The sequence below is a fragment of the Xylophilus sp. genome (genome assembly GCA_009914555.1).
Lineage (GTDB): Bacteria > Pseudomonadota > Gammaproteobacteria > Burkholderiales > Burkholderiaceae_C > WNDY01.
Genome location: WNDY01000109.1, coordinates 1 through 5738, shown reverse-complemented (window position 1 = coordinate 5738; position 5738 = coordinate 1). Strand labels below are relative to the sequence as shown.

The window sequence follows — 5738 nt, the reverse complement described above, 5'->3', positions numbered from 1 at the left end:
GGATCGTCGAGGCCGATCTATGGGATCGGGATTATCTCGACCTGGTTGACCCCGCCACAATCACCATCGGGGCCAACGGGCATGGCGAAATCGCCTTCGGTGCGATGCAAGCGAGCCTCGATCTCGGCTACAGCACGTCCATGGTCTTCTTCAGATGGCGCGGAAGCGATGAAATGGACGAAGTATCGGGCGACGGTCATGCCGAGTTACTCGATGATGGCGCGATCGAGATCACGTTCGCATACGATAGCGGAGACGAGGCCGTGCTGAAGGCCAAACCAGAGACTTCTTCAACAGCCTGCTAGATGTTACGGGTGAGGAAATTCTGGAAATCACTGGCCCGGATGCTCTCGCTCTGGTGGATGCGGTTAATCCGCGGGATGCGCGCAAGATGAAAGACGGCATGTGCTACTATTCAGTACTTTGCCACGATCATGGCGGCATTGTTGAAGACGGTATCATTGCAAAGTTTTCCGATGAACGTCTGTGGTGGATCGGTGGACCGGGCAGTGCCGAAGAATGGCTCTATGCCAAAAGTATCGGTCGTAATGTCAAGATAGAAAGCTTCAATGATCGTATTCATGTTGCATCCATTCAAGGGCCGAAGTCGCGTGAAATTCTTCAGAGCGTGACCAAGAGTGATCTCTCGGCCGTGCCGTTCTTCGGCCTGTTCGTGTCCGAGGTGTGCGGTGCGGAAGTTACGATTTCGCGCACTGGCTATACGGCGGAACTGGGCTATGACATTTATGTTCCCGTGGCAGCGGGTGCCGCATTTTTTGAAGCGCTTCGCACCATCGTCGAAGCCGCTGACGGCAAGCTTTGCGGTAGCCGTTCTTTGGGTATTCGCCGCGTTGAAGCTTCGATCCTCAATTTCGGGCAGGATTTCGATTGGCAGCATAATCCGGTAGAGGTTGGTCTGGGCTGGATGGTCAGCGAAACCAAGGCACCCTGGTGCGCAGGTGACATTTTGCTTGCTGCAAAGAAGCAAAAGCCAGCGCGCAGCGTGATTGGTCTGCGCTTTTCCGGTGATGAAATCCCATTGATTGGCGATACCGTGCGCCTGGGCGATCAGATTCTGGGAAAAGTTACGTCTGCGATTGGTTCGCCGGCGCTGGGATGTCCGATTGCCATGTCTTTGATCGAAGGCAATGCTGAACCTGGCACGAAGCTTTTGGTTGAAGCTGGAGAAAATGTTCTAGAAGTAGAGGTGGTTGCCATGCCATTTTTTGATCCGGAGCGTAAACTCTCCAGAGTAAAGTAACCACTCTGCAGATTACTTTGCTAAGTGTTTAGTCCCGGAGTGTGGTGGTGTATTATTGTCCGCCACACAAAGTAAAGCTTGAACGTTTCGGCACGATGCGGCTGCAGGCCAAATGCGGTCCAGGTTCGACGGAGGGCGATATGCGAGAGGCCACTGTTGGCTGCCATCGAACGAATGGACCAGTGCGTGGCATCTTCCTTATTCCTCGCTATAGCGAACGGGAAGTATATTTGCATGTCCATAGTTCGGATATGCCTAAGTCTACGGTGAAATCGTTAACACAAGCACGGCGCTGAGCATGTGGAATATCTGGCATATTCGTTAGTATCCGCAACAATGTTTGTCGCTACAAAATAATAAGATACGGCGATATGCCGTTTTTAAACAGGCACTTGCAGCCAGTGTCGGCATCGGTAGTTGCGTGCCCCCGCAACCAGTCAGAACCAAAAACCCTCAATCAATTCAAACAGTTGACTGATGGGTTTTTGTTGCCAAAAATTACCAAAACATACCAAAATCTCGTTTTATAAGTTATATCAATGCCTTACCGAAAGCAGGTTCAAATCGGGGGTGGCTACCCACGCAACCAGTGAAAATAATCACTAAGTCAACTACTTAGCGGTTTTTTTGTTGACCAAATTCTTTCGCCGAATGTGTGCCGGTGGAAGCGCAATAGAAGCACCGCAAGGAAAGCTACGGCGTAGGGAACAGGAGCAATTTTAGGTGTAATGCGGTGAAATGTTACATATGGCTTTTGCGGAAAGTACTGGCGAATTTACTCTTTGGAGCCATTCTAATTCATTGCAGTTGCATGAAAATTTGCATCTGCTAGGAAACGTTTGCCTTATATTACCCAGATAAAATTTGGAAGTATGGGGGTGTATCAGTTAATTCTGGAAACCAACCGAACAAAATCAACCGTGTTGGCATCGGCATTCTGGTTGTGGGCGCTGGATCGCGTCAACAGGTGTTTTGGTCGTTTCGTATTCAGACTGTAGCCGAGGGGAGCGAATTGAGCGCCAGCCTTGCCGATATTTTCCTGAGTAATCGCAAATCCCTCATCTGGAGTGTCATGCGGATCGTCCGGGATTCGCAGGCTGCCGAAGATGTGGCGCAGGAAACCTATATTCGGGCGAGTAAGGCCATAGAGAATGGCCCGATCGAGCACGTAGAGGCTTTCCTGTTCCAGACCGCGCGTAATCTTGCGCTCAATCACAAGCGCCGTTGCAATATGCGCGGTGGTATAGAGCGCGAGGACGTTTCCGACGACGATATAGCAAACGTCGCCGCATCCATACCATCTCGGGAAACGGCTCTTATTCATCGGCAGCGGTTGCATTGCGTTGATGCCGCGATAGCCAAGCTGCCGGAACGCGCCCGCACAGTTTGGCTGTTGAGCCGTATCGAGAAATGGCCGTATCCGAAGATCGCTGAGCATCTTGGCGTCTCGCCGAAGACGGTCTTCAACGATCTCAAGCTCGCTCATGCTCATTGCCTTGACGCGCTGGCAAAGATAGATCGGGACTGAACATCCGTTTATCGCTTGCTTTCTGGCCGCGCCGAGTGGGGGGTGAGTGAAGCGCTATGACTGTCATCGCCTCGAAGGAGGGTTTTTGTGAGTTTCGAGTTTGTGAAGTGTCTAAGGCATAGGGGCGCTGTTTTGGCGACCTGGCTGAACGGATGATCTGAGTGGAACGTGACAAACCACAGCTCAGCGACGACGATCAGGGGTTCGTTCATCCGGACCCAGTGACGGATGCTGCTCTCAACTGGCTGTTCATTTTGCAAGCCGAGCCGGACGACCAAAGACTGAGGGCCGAGTTTGAGGCGTGGCGTGATTTTGATCCAGCGCATGCAAAAGCTTTTACTGTTGTCGAGGCTCCGTGGCACTTGCCCGAAATGGATAAAGTTGCTGCCAATTTAGCAGTGCGAACTGGACAATCCGGACCGAGACATGATGCGGCAATAGCCCAGTTTTCAAAGCGAAAGCGCAGCCTCTGGATGAAGACGTGGATGGCGGCTGCGGCCGTAGTTCTGATAGCGGTGGGAATCCAGCAGTATCCGGTGCTGATGCTTCAATGGCGCGCAGACTACCAGACGGCGACGGGGGCGCTCGAGGAGATCACACTTCCAGACGGTTCTCTGATGACGCTCAACACGGCATCCGCCGTGTCGTTGGATTTCGAGGGTACAAAGAGGGCGGTGAGGCTGTTGCAAGGCGAAGCGTATTTCGACGTTGTTCACGATCAGACAAGACCGTTCACGGTTACTGCAGCCTTTTCGGAAGTGGAGGTCAAGGGGACTGCGTTTTCGGTTCGCACGGAAAGCGAGGAGGATACTGTCGTTCTTGAGCGCGGCCATGTGGATGTCGCTCGCCTGCCGCAGCGGATTGAAATGGCATCGCTTGATCCCGGAGACAGTATCACGGCTTCTGCGACGAGGCTTTCGGCTGTCATTAAGACTGATCCTGAATTATCGCTCGCTTGGCGGAAAGGAATGATATTGTTCGAAGACCGGCCATTCGGGCAGGTTCTTCAGGAGGTTGGTCGTTATTACAATCACTCGATCCTTGTAGTCACTCGGAGGCTAGACACGTTAGGGTCAACGGCAACTATCGTCTCGATAATCCGGAGCGGGCGATACGTTCTCTCGCGACAGCCGCAGGCGCTTCCGTCACCCGGCTCCCCGGTGGAATTCTAATCCTGCGCTAAACTCGCAACTTTTTTTGTGAGATTTGCATCGGCCAATTGTCTACAGAGTAGGGGACGACAATTGCGCGGTGCAATCGTCCCCTTTTGATCAAGTCAAGAGGGACGTCCGATGGAACGAAATGCGTGGGCTGGGGTCAGTGGAAAAACAAGGACGAAGGGTCTTGGCCACAAATGGCGTTTCGTGTCCCTTCTGATCACATCAACGGTTCTCGGGACTGCTGGGCTTATCATGCCCATCATCGCGCACGCCCAGCAGCAGTCCTCTGGCCAGTCAGTCCAACTGAACATTCCTGCTCAGTCACTGAGGTCAGCGATTAACGTTTTTACCCAAGCAACGGGATGGGAGGTTGGTTTCACCTCTTCGGCCGTTGAAGGCAAACGCTCGACGGCTGTCACCGGTACGATGACGCCGCTGCAGGGATTGCGCACCCTTGTTACCGGCACGGGTACCAGCGTTCAGGTTTCCGGGCCGACGACAGCCGCGCTTGTCGCCGCATCTACGGGAAATAATGGTGCCGTCGCCGCTGATGGCTCGACTGTGCTCGACACAATTACAGTTCAGGGGGAGAACGCTTGGGGTCCGGTTGACGGTATAGTGGCTACGCGCTCAGCAACAGGAACCAAAACTGACACGCCGATCGAAAAAATCCCGCAGACAATCAATGTTGTAACTGCCGACGAAATCTCATCTCGCGGGGCAACAAGTGTTGCACAAGCGCTTCGTTACACACCAGGCATTTCGACAAGCGGCTATACCGAGAGCTACATGATCGCCGATGAAACCGTGACCAGAGGTTTCTCGCCCAGCTCCAACTATCTGGATGGTGCTTATCTTCCTTATCACGGTAGTCTCGGCGGCGCGCTCCAGATTGGCCCGTACACCCTTGAACGTATCGAAGTTCTGAAGGGGCCGGCTTCGGTGCTGTACGGTCAAAACGAACCCAGAGGCATCATCAATATGGTGTCGAAGCGTCCTACCGAAACGCCGGTTCACGAAGTTCGTGTTAGCACAGGAACGTATGGCAGGACTGAAGCGGCAGTTGATTTCGGCGACCCTGTTACGAAAGACAAGACATTGCTCTATCGCTTCGTGGGGCTGGGCAATTTAGGTGATGACCAGATCGATTTCACGGAACGAAGCCGGATGCTGTTCGCTCCGAGCCTGACCTGGCAGCCGACTGCCTAGCAGGCTGTTGAAGAAGTCTCTGGTTTGGCCTTCAGCACGGCCTCGTCTCCGCTATCGTATGCGAACGTGATCTCGATCGCGCCATCATCGAGTAACTCGGCATGACCGTCGCCCGATACTTCGTCCATTTCATCGCTTCCGCGCCATCTGAAGAAGACCATGGACGTGCTGTAGCCGAGATCGAGGCTCGCTTGCATCGCACCGAAGGCGATTTCGCCATGCCCGTTGGCCCCGATGGTGATTGTGGCGGGGTCAACCAGGTCGAGATAATCCCGATCCCATAGATCGGCCTCGACGATCCGCCAGCGGCCAATCAGGCGGCAGTTCGGGGCCGCGCTCATGACGACACCGCCAACAGTTTCGGCAGCCGCACCAGATCATAGGCGGCGGCCGCGAAGGTGAAGGCCCATCCGACGCGGTCGCGGCCACGGAACTTCGTCTTGTCCTGCCCCGCGACGGTCTTGATCCAACCGAACGCCTCCTCGATGCGCTTGCGGATGCGCAAGCTGACCCCATAGCCGGAATGGCGCGTCGTGCGCCCGTCAATGGCCGAGCGGCGACCATTGACGTTCTGCGCCAC

7 protein-coding genes and 1 pseudogene are annotated in these 5738 nt (G+C 54.1%); 5 read left to right on the top strand and 3 right to left on the bottom strand.

Annotated features, from left to right (window positions below; genetic code table 11):
• On the top strand, positions 1-305 hold a 305-nt coding region (locus GAK38_RS23205; RefSeq protein WP_325347248.1), incomplete at its 5' end, for a hypothetical protein.
• Complete coding sequence (locus GAK38_RS23200) at positions 299-1261, top strand: aminomethyltransferase family protein (protein WP_325347249.1); 963 nt, start codon at positions 299-301, stop codon at positions 1259-1261. The genes GAK38_RS23205 and GAK38_RS23200, both read left to right, overlap by 7 nt.
• A gap of 74 nt (positions 1262-1335) precedes the next feature.
• On the opposite strand, the pseudogene GAK38_RS23195 reads toward GAK38_RS23200, so the two are convergent.
• Positions 1336-1455, bottom strand: a pseudogene (locus GAK38_RS23195) (IS630 family transposase); the annotation flags it as partial.
• 878 nt (positions 1456-2333) lie between these two features.
• Between GAK38_RS23195 and GAK38_RS24060 the strand changes: the two are divergent.
• The 3 genes from GAK38_RS24060 to GAK38_RS23180 all read left to right on the top strand — a co-directional run bounded on the left by GAK38_RS24060 (position 2334) and on the right by GAK38_RS23180 (position 5158).
• Positions 2334-2789 carry an RNA polymerase sigma factor gene (locus GAK38_RS24060; protein WP_443089270.1) on the top strand — a complete coding sequence of 152 codons (456 nt, stop codon included), beginning with the start codon at positions 2334-2336 and terminating at the stop codon, positions 2787-2789.
• Positions 2790-2950: 161 nt separating this feature from the next.
• On the top strand, positions 2951-3961 hold the full coding sequence (locus tag GAK38_RS23185; RefSeq protein ID WP_325347246.1) for a FecR family protein: 1011 nt from the start codon (positions 2951-2953) through the stop codon (positions 3959-3961).
• A gap of 192 nt (positions 3962-4153) precedes the next feature.
• Complete coding sequence (locus GAK38_RS23180) at positions 4154-5158, top strand: TonB-dependent siderophore receptor (RefSeq protein WP_325347245.1); 1005 nt, start codon at positions 4154-4156, stop codon at positions 5156-5158.
• Here the strand turns inward: GAK38_RS23180 and GAK38_RS23175 are convergent.
• Together GAK38_RS23175 and GAK38_RS23170 are read right to left on the bottom strand one after the other, a co-directional pair.
• On the bottom strand, positions 5155-5499 hold the full coding sequence (locus GAK38_RS23175; protein ID WP_325347150.1) for a hypothetical protein: 345 nt from the start codon (positions 5497-5499) through the stop codon (positions 5155-5157). The genes GAK38_RS23180 and GAK38_RS23175 overlap by 4 nt on opposite strands.
• On the bottom strand, positions 5496-5738 hold a 243-nt coding region (locus GAK38_RS23170; protein WP_325347151.1), incomplete at its 5' end, for a transposase. The genes GAK38_RS23170 and GAK38_RS23175, both read right to left, overlap by 4 nt.